Annotated in this window: 17 protein-coding genes; 10 read left to right on the top strand and 7 right to left on the bottom strand. The window is 68.8% G+C overall.

Going from position 1 to position 16,687, the window contains the following annotated elements; all coding sequences use genetic code 11:
• Positions 1 to 29 precede the first annotated feature (29 nt).
• From F6A08_RS00975 to F6A08_RS17575, 3 genes are read right to left on the bottom strand one after another with little or no spacing between them, the layout of a single operon-like run.
• Complete coding sequence (locus F6A08_RS00975) at positions 30 to 983, bottom strand: hypothetical protein (protein ID WP_151458354.1); 954 nt, start codon at positions 981 to 983, stop codon at positions 30 to 32.
• A complete protein-coding gene (locus tag F6A08_RS00970; RefSeq protein ID WP_017203902.1) occupies positions 952 to 1,626 on the bottom strand; it encodes an ATP-binding cassette domain-containing protein in 675 nt (224 codons plus the stop codon). Before F6A08_RS00970 ends, F6A08_RS00975 begins: the two co-directional genes overlap by 32 nt.
• The gene (locus F6A08_RS17575; protein WP_157797331.1) at positions 1,623 to 2,159 is read right to left on the bottom strand and encodes a hypothetical protein; all 537 of its coding nucleotides are present in this window, start codon (positions 2,157 to 2,159) and stop codon (positions 1,623 to 1,625) included. Before F6A08_RS17575 ends, F6A08_RS00970 begins: the two co-directional genes overlap by 4 nt.
• 225 nt (positions 2,160 to 2,384) lie before the next feature.
• Between F6A08_RS17575 and F6A08_RS00965 the strand changes: the two genes are divergently transcribed.
• Positions 2,385 to 2,759 (top strand): response regulator, encoded by a 375-nt coding sequence (locus F6A08_RS00965; protein WP_124894466.1) that lies wholly within the window; start codon positions 2,385 to 2,387, stop codon positions 2,757 to 2,759.
• 5 nt (positions 2,760 to 2,764) lie between these two features.
• Here the strand turns inward: F6A08_RS00965 and nucS are convergent, their stop codons facing one another.
• Complete coding sequence (gene nucS / locus F6A08_RS00960; RefSeq protein ID WP_017203904.1) at positions 2,765 to 3,460, bottom strand: endonuclease NucS; 696 nt, start codon at positions 3,458 to 3,460, stop codon at positions 2,765 to 2,767.
• A gap of 28 nt (positions 3,461 to 3,488) precedes the next feature.
• Positions 3,489 to 4,361, bottom strand: coding sequence for a GAP family protein (locus F6A08_RS00955; protein ID WP_124894467.1), 873 nt, complete (start codon positions 4,359 to 4,361; stop codon positions 3,489 to 3,491).
• A gap of 116 nt (positions 4,362 to 4,477) precedes the next feature.
• Here F6A08_RS00955 and F6A08_RS00950 point away from each other — a divergent pair, with 116 nt between their 5' ends.
• Together F6A08_RS00950 and F6A08_RS00945 are read left to right on the top strand one after the other, a co-directional pair.
• Positions 4,478 to 5,674: a sensor histidine kinase gene (locus tag F6A08_RS00950; RefSeq protein ID WP_017203906.1), complete on the top strand. Its 1,197-nt coding sequence runs from the start codon at positions 4,478 to 4,480 to the stop codon at positions 5,672 to 5,674.
• Positions 5,671 to 6,312 carry a response regulator gene (locus F6A08_RS00945; RefSeq protein WP_017203907.1) on the top strand — a complete coding sequence of 214 codons (642 nt, stop codon included), beginning with the start codon at positions 5,671 to 5,673 and terminating at the stop codon, positions 6,310 to 6,312. Before F6A08_RS00950 ends, F6A08_RS00945 begins: the two co-directional genes overlap by 4 nt.
• Positions 6,313 to 6,314: 2 nt before the next feature.
• Here the strand turns inward: F6A08_RS00945 and F6A08_RS00940 are convergent, their stop codons facing one another.
• Positions 6,315 to 7,553 carry an MFS transporter gene (locus tag F6A08_RS00940; RefSeq protein ID WP_151458353.1) on the bottom strand — a complete coding sequence of 413 codons (1,239 nt, stop codon included), beginning with the start codon at positions 7,551 to 7,553 and terminating at the stop codon, positions 6,315 to 6,317.
• A 60-nt stretch (positions 7,554 to 7,613) separates the two neighbouring features.
• Between F6A08_RS00940 and F6A08_RS00935 the strand changes: the two genes are divergently transcribed.
• Positions 7,614 to 8,675: a LacI family DNA-binding transcriptional regulator gene (locus tag F6A08_RS00935; RefSeq protein WP_124894469.1), complete on the top strand. Its 1,062-nt coding sequence runs from the start codon at positions 7,614 to 7,616 to the stop codon at positions 8,673 to 8,675.
• A 15-nt stretch (positions 8,676 to 8,690) separates the two neighbouring features.
• Here F6A08_RS00935 and F6A08_RS00930 read toward each other — a convergent pair whose 3' ends face one another.
• Complete coding sequence (locus F6A08_RS00930) at positions 8,691 to 10,190, bottom strand: hypothetical protein (RefSeq protein WP_151458352.1); 1,500 nt, start codon at positions 10,188 to 10,190, stop codon at positions 8,691 to 8,693.
• Positions 10,191 to 10,309: 119 nt separating this feature from the next.
• On the opposite strand from F6A08_RS00930, the gene F6A08_RS00925 reads away from it, so the two are divergent.
• The 6 genes from F6A08_RS00925 to mnhG are packed head-to-tail and all read left to right on the top strand — an operon-like array spanning position 10,310 to position 16,616.
• Positions 10,310 to 13,279, top strand: coding sequence for a Na+/H+ antiporter subunit A (locus F6A08_RS00925; protein WP_151458351.1), 2,970 nt, complete (start codon positions 10,310 to 10,312; stop codon positions 13,277 to 13,279).
• A complete protein-coding gene (locus F6A08_RS00920) occupies positions 13,279 to 13,824 on the top strand; it encodes a Na(+)/H(+) antiporter subunit C (protein ID WP_124894472.1) in 546 nt (181 codons plus the stop codon). The genes F6A08_RS00925 and F6A08_RS00920 overlap by 1 nt, the downstream gene beginning before the upstream one ends.
• Positions 13,821 to 15,374 carry a Na+/H+ antiporter subunit D gene (locus F6A08_RS00915; protein WP_017201363.1) on the top strand — a complete coding sequence of 518 codons (1,554 nt, stop codon included), beginning with the start codon at positions 13,821 to 13,823 and terminating at the stop codon, positions 15,372 to 15,374. The genes F6A08_RS00920 and F6A08_RS00915 overlap by 4 nt, the downstream gene beginning before the upstream one ends.
• A complete protein-coding gene (locus F6A08_RS00910) occupies positions 15,371 to 15,964 on the top strand; it encodes a Na+/H+ antiporter subunit E (RefSeq protein ID WP_017201362.1) in 594 nt (197 codons plus the stop codon). Before F6A08_RS00915 ends, F6A08_RS00910 begins: the two co-directional genes overlap by 4 nt.
• Complete coding sequence (locus tag F6A08_RS00905; protein ID WP_017201361.1) at positions 15,961 to 16,230, top strand: MrpF/PhaF family protein; 270 nt, start codon at positions 15,961 to 15,963, stop codon at positions 16,228 to 16,230. Before F6A08_RS00910 ends, F6A08_RS00905 begins: the two co-directional genes overlap by 4 nt.
• Positions 16,227 to 16,616 carry a monovalent cation/H(+) antiporter subunit G gene (gene mnhG / locus F6A08_RS00900; RefSeq protein ID WP_151458350.1) on the top strand — a complete coding sequence of 130 codons (390 nt, stop codon included), beginning with the start codon at positions 16,227 to 16,229 and terminating at the stop codon, positions 16,614 to 16,616. The genes F6A08_RS00905 and mnhG overlap by 4 nt, the downstream gene beginning before the upstream one ends.
• Positions 16,617 to 16,687 lie beyond the last annotated feature (71 nt).

Here is a 16,687-nt window from a genome sequence, read left to right as displayed (position 1 = left end):
GTGGCGCCCCCGGAGGTTCGCTCGCCGCGTCATACGGATGGGAGACGTGCGCGCATTCGCCAGACCGGTGGGGTGGCGGCGGCAGAGACGACGAGCAGCAGAACCACGGCAAGGATGCCCAATGATGGATCGTTGTCGCCGATCGTCTGGGGCCTGAACTGGCCCACGAAGGAGAAGACGCCGTTCCCGGCGAGCGAGATCAGATTTCTGGGGTCAAGGCTGCCGAGCATCGGTAGGAGAAAGTAGAGCATAACGAAGGCGGTCAGGACGATAGTTCTGTTTCGGGTGGACACTCCGACGAGGAGCCCAAAGCTGGCAAACGCGGTTCCGATGAGAACGGACAGAAGACCGATCGCGAATGGTCGCGAAGGTGACGGTCCGTCGACGGAAAACGACTCAAGAGGAAGAGCATCGACGCGGCCCATGACGATCGGGGAGGTCGCGAGCGAGGCCAACGCGCTCAGTGCCGCGGTTGCAGCCCCGAGCGCCAGCATCGTCAGCACGATGGTGAGGGGCTTGCTGATCACGACGCCACGGAGTCCGACTTGTGGCCACCGGAACGCGATCGACCCTGAGCGGGTGTCGTGTGTCCCCATGAACAGCCCGAGCGCAAAGCCGACGACCGGGAAGAAGACGAGCGCGCTGAGACTGAGAGCTGAGGCTGCAGCGCCCGTGCCGGTCATCTGTGTGAGGCCTTGAACCGCCTGGTCGAGGTCGTACCGCAGGGGATTGGCGATGATTTGCTGTTGCGTGCTCCCGGAGACTTCTGATGGTGCGGCCAACGCCGTGGCGATGTCCTCACCGTGTTCTTGATAGTCACGGAGCGTCGACCGGAACTGACCCACGAGCTGCAGCGCCGATGTCGCGCCGGAGACGGCGCCCCACGCGGTCATCGCGAGCACGGCACCAGCGAGCACGAGTACCAACTTGCTGCTTGTGATCCAGCGGAACTCACGGCGAATTTCGCGAAACAAAGTCTGCATAGGTCGTTGCGATGTCCCTGTTCTCGAGGTATTCGGGCGTGAGATCGGCGAGCGTGGTGTCCCGGAGGGCGAGCACGCGCGTGGGGAGTTCCCCAAAGGCGCTGAAATCATGTCCCGTTGCGACCACCGTGCGCCCGCGGATGGCGATGTCGTTGCTGATCACGTCTCGAAACTTCTGTCGCGTGCCCTGATCAAGACCGTTGGAGAACTCGTCGAGCAGCAGGACATCTGCATCACTCGCGAGGAGCGCGGCCAACAGTACGAGCTTTCTCTGCCCGGTCGACATCGTTCCGTACCGCTTGCGCAGGAGCTTCCTGCTGAGGAGCGCCTGGACCTCGGGTCGTTTCTCGGCCCTGGAGTCATTGAGCGCGTAGCGAAGATTGGCGATCGCGGTCCATCGCATATACATCATCGGGTGATCGAGGATGCCCAAGATATGCCCCCGCGCATCGTCCCCACCGACGTGCACCATGCCTTCGTAATCGTCGAGGTTGAGCAGACATCGGAGAAGAGTCGATTTGCCGACTCCGTTCTCCCCCAGGACGACGCAGAAGTCTCCCGGAACCAGCGCGAGGTCGACGTCGAGAATGCGTCGGGACCCGTATGACTTACGGAGCCCGACGACCGAAAGGCTCGTGTTCACTCCCACTTCTGCCAAGCGCCGGTTCCCAGCACACGAGAGAACGCAAAGGCGGAATCGCTGTAGACATTCACACCGCCCCAAGGAGTCGGAACGGCGGCGCCGACCGTGTACCCGCCGCGCCAGTCATGACGTGAGCTCGAGGAATACACCCTCTTTGTGCCGTTTCGTTTGACCCAGTTCGGCGCAACCTGACCCGCCGCCTGATAGGCCTCGCTCCACGTGACCGTGGTGCCTCCCGAGCCCCAGCCGAAATTCACCCGCTCCTCAGCCCACATCACCCAAGATCCCCGGTACAGCTTCATGGAGCTCGTGCCGGATGACGCACGGACCCCCGCGGACTTAGTGGAAGCCGAGCTCGGGAAGATGCTGGTGTTTGAGGCACCCGCTTCCCAAGTAGCGATGGCCTCCCGCTGCTGCGTCGTCAGATCATCTGAACTCGGGTCTCCCGTGGACGCTTGAGCGACGGCAGGCGTGAGCAGACTGGTGACGATGGTCAGTACCGCGACACCCTTGAGGTGTGAGTGAACATTCATGACAGTTACCTCTCCTGAATGAACCGTGTCCCGCCGCGTTACATCCACCATGTCTCACCCGGGCCAGCATGCCAGTATGCGTTTCCGGAGACTGCCGACCCTGCCAGGGTCGCGAGTCCTCCTCCCCAACCTGCCGCCAAAGTCGGCTTTTAACACCTCATGCAACTGCGTTCCGTCCCCATATAAGGTCGTGACAACGGCGGGCACACGAGTGAGAATGGGGGCATGTACGTGTCGGTGGAAGTCATCACAATGCTGGCGACGGCAGTGACGTTGCTGGTGGCGATCATCAGCGGTTTCGGCTGGATGATCAACCGTATGGACGCGCGATTCGAGGCGCAGGACGTGAAGTACGACGCGCGTTTCACGCAGATAGACGCGCGTTTCACGCAGATCGACGCGCGCTTCACGCAGATCGACGAGCGCTTCGCGCGGATGGACGAGCGCTTCGACCGGATGGACGAGCGCTTCGATCGCCTCGATCAACGGCTCGTGCGGATCGACGATCGGGTCCGCGGCGTCGAACGCGAGCTGACGGAGGTGAAGGTCGCGATCGCGCGGCTCGAGGGACCGCCTCCGCGCCTGATGACGGTGCGCTGACCCGCTCAGAACAGCCGGGGGATGCCCGACTCGATGCCCTTCATGTCCTCGTAGTCGAGCACCAGGCAGCGGATGCCGCGGTCCTCCGCGAGGACGCGGGCCTGAGGCTTGATCTCCTGCGCGGCGAAGACGCCCTGCACGGGGGACAGGTGGGGGTCGCGGCCGAGCAGTTCGAGATAGCGAGTGAGCTGCTCGACGCCGTCGATGTCGCCGCGGCGCTTGATCTCGACGGCGATCGCGGCGCCGTCTGCGTCGCGCACGAGCAGGTCGACGGGTCCGATCGCGGTCGGGTACTCACGGCGCACGAGGGTCGCGCCCTCCGAGATGCGCTCCACCTGCTCGGCCAGCAGCCGCTGTAGGTCGGCTTCGACGCCGTCTTTCTGCAGACCGGGATCGATGCCCAGTTCGTGGTTAGAGTCGTGCAGGATCTCGTAGATCTGGACACGCAGCGCGTCGCCGGTCTTCTTGTGGGTCACGCGCCACACCTCGACGACACCCGCGCTGGCCTCCTCCTCGCCGGGAACCTCGTTCGACAGCGAGCAGGGCGGACTCATCCAGTTCAGCGGTTTGTAGCTGCCGCCGTCGGAATGCACGAGCAGACTCCCGTCTCCCTTGTGCACGAGCAGACGCGTGGCGAGCGGGAGATGGGCGTTGAGCCGACCGGAGTAGTCGACCGAGCAGCGGGCGATGACGAGACGCACCCGTCGAGCCTACTTCGTCGCACGGGCGTCAGCGGTCGAGGAACGCGCCCACCGCCTGGAACAGCCCCAGCTCGGTCGCTGCGGAGCGGGCGATGAGGAAGCCGATGATGCCGATGATCCAGGCGGTGTTCTCGGCCCCCGTCCGTTCCATCCATGCCGCGAAGCGCTCGAGCGGGCGCTGCACCAGGGGAGCGGCGACCAGGCGGAGGATCAGCAGCACGACGGCCGGCAGGATCATCAGGACGCAGTACCCGACGAGCGACAGCACCCGGACCGGCGTGTCGATCCCCGCGTCGGCCAGCATGGTCATCGCGACGATGTAGGGCAGCATGGTGGCCACCTCGACGAGTCCCGCCGCGATCGCCACCGCCATCACGGCCGTTCCCCGAGTGCGCGGGTCGAGAAGCCGCTCCCTCCACCGCGTGATGCGCCCGGGGCGCGGGGCCGGGTCCACCGCGGCGACCGGTGGTGGCGTCATCCGTGATGAGGGGCTCGCCTCGCCGGTCGGCATCCCGGTCCCGGGCGAGGCTCCGGCGGGCGTCGTCGTCTGCGGTACGGCGGCCCCGGAAGCGCCGGTGGAAGCCTTCCCACCCGTCGGCATCACGAACGCGGTGATCAGGAGCGCTCCACCCACCAGGAGTCGGATGATCAGTCCGGCAGGTGACGCCACGAAGTCCGAGGCGACGTCGACGAGGTTCACCAGCCCCCACAGGAACAGCAGGCCGACGACCAGGTAGAACGCCGCGATCGTCGCCAGATACAGCAGAATGCGTCCGGCGCGCACCCTCCCGGGGTGCAGCAGGAGGAAGACCGGGATCAGGAGTGTGCCGACGCTCAGGCCGTCGATCAGCGCCAGCAGCGCCAGGGAGAGGGGAAGCGGCAGCCCGCCGAAGAGTTCCATGTCTCCACGGTGGCGGAGCGGCGCGAGCAGGCGGATCGGGCGAAAGTACCGTTCCCCTCGTGCTCCTCATCCCTTCGACGGATGCGCGGCAGCCGCCACCGTGATTGCATGAGGGCATGCACGAGCAGGTCGATGGCGGATTCGGCGCCTGGTACCGTCGGCACCGCTGGTGGGCGGACCCCTTCGCCATGGCGCTCCTGGCCGTCGTGATGGCGGCTCTCGGCTTCCGGGCGCTCTGGGAGCCGTTCTCGCTCCTCCCCGCGTCCGTCTCGCCCTGGTGGGCCCTCGCACTCGCGCTGCCCGCGTGCGCCCTCGCTCTCGGCAAGCGCCGCCGACCGATGGCCGTGCTCGCCGCCGTCTCGGTGCTGTTCGTCGTCGATCTGCTGACGGTGGGCGGCATCGGCACGCTCGTCGTGCTGCTGGACGTGCTGTGGACCGCGGCCTTCCTGGCAGGCGCGCGCGGGCGCCGGGTGCTGCTCGCCGTCCTCGGTGCCGCGACCGTCGTGCTGTTCGCCGCGGCGCTGATGTTCGCCGATGTGTCGCTGCCGGTCGCGATCCTCATCGGCGTGCAGTTCGGGGCGATCTTCGGCACCGACTACTGGTGGGCGGTCGCCGTGTCGCAGGCGCACGAGCTCGCCGAACTGCACCGTCAGCGGGCGGAGGATGCCGCGGCGGCCGCCGAACGCGATCGCGTCGAGGCTGTGCGGGCGGAGCGCGAGTCCATGGCCCGCGAACTGCACGACGTGGTCGCCGGTCATGTGATGGCCATGGCCATCCGCGCCGAGGCGGCTCTGTCGACGGACCCCGATCCGGCGCGGGACCGTGCGGCGCTGCAGGCCGTTCGCGATGCCGGTCTCGACGCGCATGCGGGTCTGCGATCGATGATCTCCGTGCTGCGGCGGGGTGGCGAGCACCTCGCGGCCATACCGCGCTGGGGCGACCTCGACGGCATGGTCAGCGAGGCGAAGCGGGCCGGACTCGTCGTGCGCCTCGACGCACCGCAGGCCCCCGGCCTCGGAGCGGGTGCGGAGCAGGCGGTCCTGCGCATCGTCCGAGAGTCCCTCACCAACTGCATCCGCCATGCGAGGGGAGCCGAGGTCGACATCGACATCCACGAGCTGGGGTCGGAGATCCGGGTCCGCGTGCGGTCCCGCGGCGGCGTCGCCAGTGAAGCCGCCCGACACAGCGGCGAGGGGTGGGGGCTGCAGATGCTGCGCGAACGCGTCGACGCTCTGGGCGGGTCCTTCGCCGCGGGTCCGGTCACCGACGGGTGGGCGGTGGAGGGCACGCTCCCGACCGAGGTGCGGGTGTGAAGGCGCCGTCCGTGGTGCTCGCCGACGACCACGGCGCGATCAGGGCGGGCCTGCGCATCATGCTCGAAGCACAGGGGATCCGCGTCGTGGGGGAGGCCGCCGACGGTGATGTGGCGGTGCGCAACGCCGCCGCGCTCCGACCCGACGTGGTCCTGATGGACCTGCGGATGCCGGGCCGCGACGGGGTGTCGGCGACCAGGGAGATCGTCGACCGCGGTCTCGGAGACGTGCTGGTGCTCACGAGCTTCGATGAGGACGACCTCGTCCTGGGGGCGATCAGGGCGGGCGCGGTCGGGTTCCTGCTCAAGACGGTCGACGCGCCCACGCTGGTGCAGGCGGTGCGCTCCGTCGCGGCCGGCGAGGGTGCTCTGGATCCGCGGGTGACCAGGCGCGCGCTCGCCGCGGCGGCTCAGGGCGCCGCAGCGCCGAGCCCGAGCGCGCAGGATCGCGTGGATCTGACGTCCCGCGAGCAGGAGGTGCTCGACGGCATCCTGCAGGGATGGTCGAATGCGCAGCTGGCTGCGCGACTGCAGATCTCCGTCCCCACCGTGAAGACGCACGTGTCGAACGTCCTCACCAAGCTCGGTGCGCGCAGCCGCTCGCATGCGGCCGCGCTGGTGCGCGGTCGTGACGGCTGAGCTCAGTTCTGCTGCACGCTCGCGACCGGGGTCTTCTCGTCGTCCCGCAGCGGGCGTGCCGCGCCCGAGAACAGGCCGGAGACGACGACCAGACCGACCAGGATGAACAGCGTGTTCAGCAGGCCGATGTGTTCGCTGATGAGGCCGAGGACGGGCGGACCGCCGAGGAACGAGATGTATCCGATCGTGGCTGCCGCACTCACCCGAGCGGCCGCCTTCACAGGGTCATCGGCTGCAGCCGACATGCCGAGCGGGAAGCCGAGCGAGGCGCCGACGCCCCAGAGCGCCGCACCGACCAGGACGAGGGGGAACGTCGGGGCGAGGATGAACAGCAGGATGCCGGACGCGGCGGCGACGGCGAGGATGCGCAGCACCACGACGCGTCCGAAGCGGTCGACGAGCGGGCCGCCGAAAAGACGGACGACGGTCATGCCGGTGGAGAAGACCGCCAGCGAGACGGCCCCGGTTCCCTCCGCGAAGCCATGACCCTGCTCGGTGCCGAGAGCGATCCAGTCGTTCGCGCCGCCCTCGGCGAACGACATCCCGAGCATCACCACGCCGATGAGATAGGTGCGCGGCTCGCGCCAGGCCTCGAACGCGGTGTGCATGCGCGCACGGAAGGCCGGCTTCTTGTGGGCGGCGGGGTCGAGTGCGGCCTCCCGCACGGGCACCTGGAAGAAGCAGACGACCGCGATCACCGCGATCAGGCTCCCCATGATCGCGGTGTGCACGGCCACGTTCATCCCCAGCTGCGCCGCGAGCGCGCCGATGCCGGCGCCGATGACCGTGCCGAAGCTGAAGAACGCATGGAAGACAGGCAGGATCGTCCGACCCATCCGCTGTTCGATCGCGGTCGCCTCGACGTTCATCATCACGTCGACGGATCCGTTCCCGAAGCCGAAGAGCACCATGCCCACGATCACCACGGGCACCGAGCCGAAGACGTTCGCTCCGAGGCCGACGAGGACGATGCCGACGGCGAAGGTCAGCATCGTCAGGAGCATGCCGCGGCGCGCGCCCGTGCGGGCCATGACGGCGGGGCCCGTCGAGATGCCGATGATCGAGGACGCGCCCATGCCGAGCAGGATGAGTCCGACCTGCGCGTTGTCGAGGCCGAGGGCTTCTTTGATCCCGGGGACGCGGGAGGCCCAGGTCGCGATCGAGAGGCCGCTCGCGAGGAAGATGGCGAAGATCGCCGCACGCCAGCGGACGAACTGCGAACGAGTGAGGGCTGCATCCATGCCGGACAGCCTATCGAATCGATTCGATCCCGGGGAAGCGAAGGGAGCTATCCTCGAAGTATGACCAGTCAGGAGACGTCGCGGCGGCCCACGATCGCCGACGTCGCACGCGAGGCGGGTGTGGCGACGTCCACCGCCTCGGTCGTCTTCAGCGGCAAGGCGAACGTGGCCGCGGCGACACGGGAGCGCGTCCTGGCCGCGGCCGCCGAGCTCGGCTACGCAGGACCCGACCCGCGTGCCGCATCCCTGCGCCGCGGCCGCAGCGGCATCGTGGCGGTGGTCCTCGAGGGGCACCTGCGTGCGGCATTCCTCGACCCCGTGACGACCGCGATGATGGACGGCCTCACCGACGGACTCGCGGACCTCAGCGCGGGCATCCTGCTGATGCGCGACGAGCCGGGGGAGGAGGGAGCGGCGATCACCCACGCCCCGGTCGACGCCTTCGTGCTGATCGGATGCTCCGGGCGCACCAGGGCCTCGCTCGAAGTGGTCGTCGGCCGCGGACTGCCGGTGGTCGTGATCGAGGGGGATGCGGGCGAGGAGATTCCGCGCATCACGCTCGACAACGTCGCCGCATCCGCCGACGTCGCCCGTCACGTGCGCGACCTGGGCCATCGCGATGTCGCGCTGGTCACCCTTCCGCTCGACAGCGAGCGCGAGCGCGCCCTCGTCACGCCGGAGCGGATAGCCGCGGCCACGGTCGACGTCACCGTCCATCGCCTCGAGGGGATGCGGCAGGTGTTCCCCGACGCGCCGGCGGTCTCGGCCTCGGGCAGCCTCATCGACGAGGGGGTCCTGGTCGGACGCATGCTGCTGGCCGACCCCGCGACGCGGCCGACGGCGGTGCTCGCGCAGAGCGACCTGCTCGCGGTCGGCGTGATCCGGGCGGCGGAGGAACTGGGTCTCCGCGTGCCGGAGGACCTCTCCGTGGCGGGCTTCGACGGCATCGAGGTCGACGGCCTCGGCGAGCTCACGCTCACCACGAGCGTGCAGCCGGCGGTGGAGAAGGGCAGGGCCGCAGGGGAGCAGGTGGCGCGGATGCTCGGCGGGGAACCCGGCATCACACAGCACCTCACGTGCGTCTTCCGCGCCGGGACGACCACGGGCCCTGTCCCGAGCTGAGCGAGCGGTCCGAGGTCAGCTGCGCGGAGGCCCGAGCGGCAGGCCCGCGTCTCCGAAGTCGAGGATGCGGTAGCGACCGCAGTCGATCACCTCGTCGGGGATGGCCGGCACGGGAAGGTGCCAGGGAACCGTCTGCGCGTCCTCCAGGAGGAACGAGACCTCGCCCACGTCGAGGTCGTGCCGGTCGACCAGCCAGGCGTAGCCGTTGAGCTCGTGATCGACCTGCACGAGGCTCGCCGGGTCGTCGACATGGAGTTTGGGCAGCCGGACCGTCCAGAACTGCCCCGCCCCGGTGCGGCCGGACGCGTTCACCCAGTCGGTGACACAGCGCAGATCGGGGTCGGGCATCGAGGCCGCCGCGGCGATGCGCGGGACGCTGAGCACACCGGCGGCCAGGAGCAGTGCAGCGGTGCCGGCGACGACCGCCGACCCCGCGCGCCGAGGCATCGTCACGGCGCGGGGCGCGGCGACGAGACCGAGCAGGGGCGCGAAGGCCAGCGGCTGGAGGTACCGCGCGGCGTGGGTGCCGAGGGCGATCGCGCCGACCACGACGAGGACGGGCAGGAACCAGGCGACAGCGGCGGTGAAGCGCCCGCCGAGGTCGACGGCCCGTGCCGTCCGGAGCACCGCCACCGCGATCAGGGCGACGACGATCCCGCACGCCACGACCCCGAGCGGGCTCGACAGCCGTCCGGCGAGCAGCTCGGCGTAGTACTCGAGGGACTGTGCCCACTGCTGCGGCTGCACGTAGGAGGCGCCCGTGTTGGCGATCCATTCCCCGAACGGAATACGACCGAGGAAGCCCAGCACGGTGCCACCGAGCAGCGCGGCCAGGGGGCCGACGACTCGACCCCTCCGCAGCGAGCGGGCGGCGAGAACGACGAGAAGGATCCCGATCGGGACGGTCGCCCATGCCGCATACAGCGGATTCGTGAGGGTCGAGAGCGTCGCGGTCGCGCCGAGCGCCACCAGCGAACCCGTGCCACCCTCCGTGCGATCGAGCACGCGCCGCACGAGACCCGCCGACACCACCACGGCGACGACGGTCGCCGCGTAGTACGTCGTCGTCAACTGCAGCGACGCGAGCTCCAGGGCATCCCGGGCGGTCGAGATCCCGGTCATGGCGAGCACGGCGAACGCCGCGAGGGCCACCAGCGACCACGCCACCGGAGCCATCCCGTCGCGGCGGCGTCCCGCTGCGAGTCGCAGGGCACCGTAGAGGGCCAGCATGTTCAGCACGGCATTGACCGCGAGCAGCCCGTTGGCATCCAACGGGAGAAGGGCGTCGATGCCGGTGAACACGGCGGACTCCGGGAGGAACAGCACGCTCGACATCGCCCAGTCCCCGTGTGCATCGGCGAGCACCGACCGGGCGAGCAGAGCCACGATCAGCGAGTCGCCATCGCGGAACAGCAGTTCGGCCCGGGGCGTGGACGCGACCTGGCCGAGTGCCATCAGTGCCAGGGCGAGCGCCCCCGCCCAGCCGGAAAGCTCTCGCATCCGCACGCGCCGCATGCGCCCACTCTCGCACGATCGAGAACCCGTGGACCGCCGGACCCCCTCGCGCCGGTAAACTGGTCGGACACCCGCCCGCCTGAGCCTCTCGGCCGACGAGCCCCTAGGGAGCCGCGTATATGCTGACTCTCCTCGCCGTGTTCCTTCTCGGGTCGCTGTTGATGCCCGTTCTGGTGCGCTGGCTGGGAGCCCAGGCATTCGCCATCGCAGCCCTCGTTCCCGCCGCGGCCTTCGTGCACGCCCTCGTCATGACGCCGCAGGTGCTGGACGGCCCCACGCCCTTCGACTCGGTCTCGTGGATCCCGCAGCTCGGACTCAACCTGTCCATGAACATGGACGTGCTCGGCTGGGTGCTGACGCTGATCGTGACGGGTGTCGGAGCGCTGGTTCTGCTCTACTGCCGCTGGTACTTCTTCGACGAGACCGCGGGGATCGGGCAGTTCGCCGGTGTCCTGCTCGGCTTCGCCGGGGCGATGTACGGTCTGGTGCTGACCGACGACCTGGTGATGCTCGTGATGTTCTGGGAGGTGACGAGCATCCTCTCGTACCTCCTGATCGGTCATTACCGCCGCCGCGCGGCCAGTCGACGTGCGGCGCTGCAGGCGCTGCTGGTGACGACCCTCGGCGGCCTCGTGATGTTCGTCGGGGTCGTTCTCCTCGTGGTCGACACCGGAACGTCGAGCATCCGCGAGATCCTCGAGATCGCGCCGTCCGGCCCGCTGATCGACGCGGCGATCGTGATGCTGCTGGTCGGAGCGATCAGCAAGTCGGCGCTGTTCCCGTTCCACTTCTGGCTGCCGGGAGCGATGGCGGCGCCGACCCCGGTGAGCGCCTACCTGCATGCCGCGGCCATGGTGAAGGCCGGCATCTACCTCATCGCCCGCTTCGCCCCGATCTTCGCGTTCAGCGCGACCTGGCGACCGATCGTCATCTCGCTCGGCATCTTCACGATGCTGCTCGGCGGCATCCAGGCGCTGCGCGAGACGGACCTGAAGCGCATCCTCGCCTTCGGCACCGTCAGCCAGCTCGGATTCTTCGCGGTGGTGGTCGGCTACGGCACGCAGGCGGCTGCACTCGCCGGTCTCGCCCTGGTCATCGGGCATGCGCTGTTCAAGTCGGCGCTGTTCCTGATCGTCGGAGTCATCGACCGCCAACTGTCCACGCGTGACATCACCGAGCTCTCCGGGGTCGGGCGGCAGGCCCCTGTCATGGCGACGGCGGCCTTCATCTCCGTCGCGTCCATGGCCGGCATCGCTCCGACCATCGGCTTCGTCGCCAAGGAGTCCACGCTCACCGCACTCCTGGACGATGCGATGGGTGGCTCGGCCTGGGGCCTGGTCGCTCTCATCGGGGTCGTCCTCGGATCCATGCTCACTGCGGCATACGGCGCGCGTTTCCTCTGGGGTGCGTTCTGGAAGAAGCGCGACGAGAACGGTCAGCGTCAGCCCGACACGGCGTGGCCCGACCCGCCGGTGGGCTTCCTCTCCGCGCCGATCATCCTCGCCGGAGTCACGCTCGCCGCAGGCATCGGGGCCCCGGCGCTCGACGTCGCCCTGCAGGGATACGCCATCACGGCCGCACCGGGACTGGACCACGCGGGCGAAGCGGTCGAGGGTCCGGGTCACCTCGCACTCTGGCACGGTCTCGAGCCCGCGCTGGGCCTCTCCATCGCGTCGATCCTGCTCGGCATCGGCATCTTCCTCCTCAGCCGCCGAACCGGTTGGGACCGCAAGGCGAGAGCGCTGCCGTTCACCGCCGCCGACGCGTACTACCTGGTGATGCGCGGCGTCGACCGCCTGTCGGTGCTGAGCACCACCCTGACCCAGCGCGGTTCGCTGCCGGTGTACGTCGGCACCATCTTCGTCGTGTTCGTCGCGGCAGAGGTCACGGCCCTCATCGCGAGCGACATCGACCGGTACAACCTGTCGGCCTGGCACACCCCGGCGCAGATCGTGGTCGCGCCCATCATGGCCGCGGCCGGCATCTTCGCCGTCCGAGCCCGGAAGCGCTACACCGGCGTCGTGCTGGTCTCGGTCACCGGACTCGGGATGGTCGTGCTCTTCGCGACGAGCGGCGCCCCCGACCTCGCTCTGACGCAGATCCTGGTGGAGACGGTCACGATGGTCACCTTCGCCCTGGTGCTGCGCCGTCTCCCCGCACGGATGGGCGAGCACAACGCGTCCGTCGGCCGGGTGCCGCGGGCGCTCCTCGCGATCGGCGTCGGCGTGACGATGGCCTTCGTCGCGGTCGTCGCGACGCAGTCCCGCATCGCCGACCCCATCTCCGAGGCCTTCCCGAAGCTCGCCTACGAGATCGGCCACGGGAAGAACGTCGTCAACGTCGCGCTCGTCGACCTGCGCGGCTGGGACACGATGGGAGAGCTCTCGGTGCTCGTGCTCGCCGCGACCGGGGTGGCGTCCCTCGTGTTCGTGACGCACCGCGCCGATCTGCTCGCTGCGACCAAGAACCTGCCGAGGGCGACGCGCAAAGCCGCCCGCAGCCGCCCGCTCGTGGAGACCACCGACGGCATCCGCTTCCAGACGTCCGAGAACGAGAGCAGCCCCCGGGCGTGGCTCGTCGGCGGGCAGAAGATGAAACCCGAGAACAGGTCGATCCTGCTCGAGGTCATCGTCCGCGTCCTCTTCCACACCATCATCGTGGTGTCGATCTTCCTGCTGTTCTCGGGGCACAACCTCCCCGGCGGCGGCTTCGCCGGGGGACTCGTCGCAGGCATGGCCCTCGTCATGCGCTACATCGCGGGCGGTCGTTGGGAGCTCGGCGCAGCCGCGCCGACGGACGCCGGTCGACTGCTCGGGGCGGGTCTCATCCTCGCCGTCGGCACGGCAGTGGTCCCGCTGTTCTTCGGGGTCGCGCCCCTGACCAGCACCTTCTGGGAGTGGGAGATCCCCGGCATCGGGCATATGGAGTTCGTCACCTCGACCATCTTCGACATCGGCGTGTACCTCGTCGTGATCGGGCTCGTCCTCGACGTGCTGCGCAGCCTCGGGGCCGAGGTCGACCGCCAGGCCGCGCTGCGCACGACGCCGGGGTCGGAAGGCTTCCTCTCGCGGGGCGGGAGGAGCAGCTGATGGACGTGTCCCTCACCCTGATCGTCATCATGGCGATCCTGTTCGCCTGCGGTGTGTACGCGATGCTCGAGCGGAGCCTGACCCGGGTGCTGATCGGCTTCCTGCTGCTCGGCAACGCCACGAACCTGCTGCTCCTGATCGTCATGGGCGTACCGGGCAACGCGCCGTTCTTCGGCACGGAAGGCGAGATGAGCGACCCGCTCCCACAGGCGCTGACCCTGACGGCGATCGTGATCACGTTCGCGGTATCGGCTTTCCTGCTCGCGCTGATCTACCGTTCCTGGCAGCTCGGCCAGGCCGACACGGTCGAGGACGACGAGGCCGACATCGCGCTCCGCGAGCGCACCGACGCCGACGAAGACCTCATGGACGACGAGTCCGAGACGGAAGACGACGAGGCGACCACCGACTTCGTGGGTGTGCAGACCGCGCCCATCACGGTGCTGCACATGCGCGATCACCCCGCGATCCACGACGACGCGCCGTTCGACGCCCCCACCGGCTGGGGAGACGAATCGCGAGACGACGGGGAGGAGCGCTCGTGACCGCCCTCATCCCTCTCCTCGTCGCCCTGCCGCTGCTCGGCGCGGCCGTCACGCTCGTCTTCGGCCGGAACGCGCGCCTCCAGGTCGTCGTCACGGTGGCCACCCTTGCTGCGGTCTCGGTCATCGCCGCGATCCTGCTGGTCGCGGTGGACGCCGGAGCGCCCCTCGCCGTCTCGGTCGGCGGCTGGCCGGTGCCGTTCGGCATCGTGCTCTACGTGGACCGCCTCGCCGCGCTGCTCGTGCTCATCTCGAGCATCGTGCTGCTCGCGGTCCTGCTCTTCTCGATCGGCCAAGGTGCGGCGGACGGGTCCGACGAGACGCCCATCTCGATCTTCAACCCCTCGTACCTGATCCTCGCGGCCGGCATCTTCAACGCCTTCATCGCGGGCGACCTGTTCAATCTCTACGTCGGCTTCGAGATCCTGCTCGTCGCCTCCTACGTGCTCATCACCCTGGGCAGCACCGAATCCCGCATCCGCACCGGCGCCGTCTACATCGTCGTCTCGCTCGTCTCGTCGATCCTGTTCCTCGCCTCGATCGCGATGATCTACGGCGCGCTCGGCACGGTCAACATGGCCCAGATCGCGGAGCGGATGTCGGAGCTGCCGCAGGAGACGCAGCTGGTGCTGCACCTGATGCTCGTGGTGGCCTTCGGCATCAAGGCCGCCATCTTCCCGGTGTCGTTCTGGCTGCCGGACTCCTACCCGACGGCCCCGGCGCCGGTCACGGCGGTGTTCGCCGGCCTGCTGACGAAGGTCGGCGTGTACGCCCTGATCCGCACCGAGACGCAGCTCTTCGCCTCGAACAGCATCGACACGCTGCTGCTCATCATCGCGCTCGCGACCATGGTCGTCGGCGTCCTCGGCGCCGTCGCGCAAGCCGAGCTGAAGCGCATCCTGTCGTTCACACTCGTGAGCCACGTCGGCTACATGATCTTCGGCCTGGCGATCGCGACTCCTGCGGCGATCGGCGCCACGGTCTACTACATCGTCCACCACATCGTCGTGCAGACGACTCTCTTCCTCGCGGTGGGCCTGGTCGAACGTCGAGCGGGCAGCACCTCGATCCTGCGGGTGAAGGGGCTGCTGAAGGTCGCGCCGCTGATCGCGATCCTCTACTTCGTGCCGGCGATCAACCTCGGCGGACTGCCGCCGTTCTCCGGTTTCATCGGCAAGTTCGCTCTGTTCGAGGCGGCGGCCTCCGTCGGAACGCCGCTCATGATCGTGCTGATCTTCGGCGGCATCATCACCTCGCTCCTCACGCTCTACGCCCTGATGCGCGCCTGGAACCTGGCGTTCTGGCGCGAGGAGGAGGACTCCGCCGAGACGGAAGGCCGCATCTCGTACCTCGGCAACGCACCGGCAGCGGACGAGCAGCAGGAGCGGCGACGCATCCCGCGCATCATGACCGTCGCGACCGGAGGGATGGTCGCGGTGACCCTCGCCCTGACCGTGTTCGCGGGTCCGCTCTACGCCCTCTGCGACCGCATCGGCGCCGGTCTTCTGCAGCCGGTGAGCCTCGTACAGCTGGAAGACGAGGTGAGCGGATGAGACGCGAGACCCGTCGCCACCTGTGGCGTGACATCCGGGTGCAGCTGCCCTTCCTGGCCTGGCTCGTGGTGCTGTGGATGCTGCTGTGGGCGCAGTTCACCGTGCTGTCCTTCCTCACCGGTCTCGTCGTGGCGATCTTCGTGACCCGCGTCTTCCGGCTGCCGACCGTGGCCCTGTCCGGACGGATCAACCTCTGGTACGCCGCGCTCTTCGTCGTCCAGTTCCTCGGAGCCATGGTGGTCGGCGCGCTCGCCGTGACCCGACAGGTGTTCGACTTCCGTCGCCAGCCCGGTACCGCGATCATCGCCGTCCCCCTCCGCTACGCCGACGACCTGGTCATGACGCACGTCGCCGTGGTGTCGTCGTTGATCCCGGGATCGCTGGTGGTCGAGACGGACCGCGACCGTCGCATCCTGTACCTGCATGTGATCGGCGTCCGCAACCGCGACGACGTCGAGAAGCAGCGCCAGGGCATCCTGCGCTGGGAGCGCCGCGTCGTGCGTGCGCTCGGCGACCCGGCGCAGTACCGTGCCCTCAAGGCCGACCAGCGCGCCGGGTCCGATCACGCGACGAAGGGCGGTGCCCGATGAACATCCTGCTCCTGGTGATCCTCGTGGTGTTCGGCATCGCCGCGATCCTCGCCCTGATCCGCATCGTGCGCGGCCCGTCGATCCTCGACCGCGCCGTCGCCTCCGACGTGCTGCTCACCGAGGTCATGTGCGTCCTCGGCGCGGAGATGGCGATCAACGGACACACCCGCAACATCCCGGTGCTGCTCATCATCGCCGCGGTCGGGGTGTTCGGCTCGATCGGCGTCGCCCGCTTCGTCGCGAGAAGGGACAACACGACACCATGAACGTGTTCGGTCTCATGATCCCCGACCCCGTCATCGACGCGGCGGTGCTCATCCTCATCCTGTTCGGGGCGGTGCTGTGCCTGTCGGCGTCGGTCGGTCTGCTGCACTTCCGTGACGTGCCGACCCGCCTGCACGCGGCGACCAAGCCCCAGGTCCTCGGCCTGCTGCTCATCTGCATCGCGATCGCACTGTCGCAGCGCTCGGTCGGCGGCATCCTGTTCGGGCTGGCGCTGGTCACGCCCGTGGTGCTGATGCAGTTCGCGACCGCGCCGCTCTCCGCGCACATGGTCGGGCGTCAGGCGTATCGCAACGGCACGATCGAGCAGCGTGGACTCGTCGTCGACGAGCTGGCCGAGTCGAAGCAGACCCCGCCCGCCGCCGGCTGACCCCTCCTCCCGCCCGCCGAGATCAGGCGCTCCCGCGGCATCAGGCCATCCTGTGAAGGAAGCGCCTGATT

Origin of the sequence: Microbacterium algeriense, assembly GCF_008868005.1 — a bacterium.
Classification (GTDB): Bacteria; Actinomycetota; Actinomycetes; order Actinomycetales; family Microbacteriaceae; genus Microbacterium; species Microbacterium algeriense.
Note: the sequence above shows the minus strand (reverse complement) of the source record. Positions and strands in the feature narration are given on the sequence as shown.